Source organism: Oleiphilus sp. HI0080 (genome assembly GCF_001635135.1).
The window spans coordinates 1-740 of the sequence record NZ_LWFU01000035.1 but is presented as its reverse complement, the minus strand read 5'-3'; the positions used below and the strand labels follow the sequence as shown (position 1 = coordinate 740).

Here is a 740-nt window from a genome sequence, read left to right as displayed (position 1 = left end):
AGCTCTTAGAGTAGTAAAACGACGCACGGACGCGATTAAGAAAAAGCAGAACAACAATAAACAAAAATCGTAGAGCAAAACAATAAGATATAAAAAAACCGCTGAAGCGCAAGCTCCAGCGGTTTTTTTTAAGTCATTCAAGAAGAGCCCTTGCAAACTATTCGCTTAAAGACGCATCTCTATACCTTGAGCCGCCATAAACTCTTTCGCTTCTTGAACCGTATGTTCGCCAAAATGGAAGATACTTGCAGCCAGTACAGCATCGGCACCACCGTGTGTCACACCATCCGCTAAATGCTGCAAATTCCCTACGCCGCCTGATGCGATGACGGGAATAGAGACAGCTTCTGAAATGGCTCTTGTCACGCCTAAGTCATAACCACTCTTCACACCATCCTGATCCATACTTGTGAGCAGAATTTCGCCAGCGCCGTAGTCGGCCATCTTTTTGCTCCACTCAACAGCATCCAAACCTGTCGGCTTACGACCACCATGAGTGAAAATTTCCCAACGCGGCTCCTCTTCGGGGCCACTTACTTTTTTGGCGTCAATAGCAACAACAATACATTGACTCCCAAAGCGCTCAGCCGCTTCTCGAACAAGCTCTGGATTAAAGACAGCAGCCGTATTAATACTTACTTTATCTGCACCAGCGTTAAGCATGTTACGGATATCTTCCAGTTTACGGATTCCCCCGCCCACTGTTAGAGGGATAAAGACGTTCTCGGCGATCTGTTCAA

The 740-nt window shown here is 46.5% G+C and carries 1 protein-coding gene; it reads right to left on the bottom strand.

The genetic code is table 11. The annotated features are described in order from the left end of the window. Positions 1-165: 165 nt before the first annotated feature. Positions 166-740: imidazole glycerol phosphate synthase subunit HisF (hisF, locus tag A3751_RS00600; RefSeq protein WP_068451028.1), on the bottom strand; the 575-nt coding region annotated here is incomplete at its 5' end.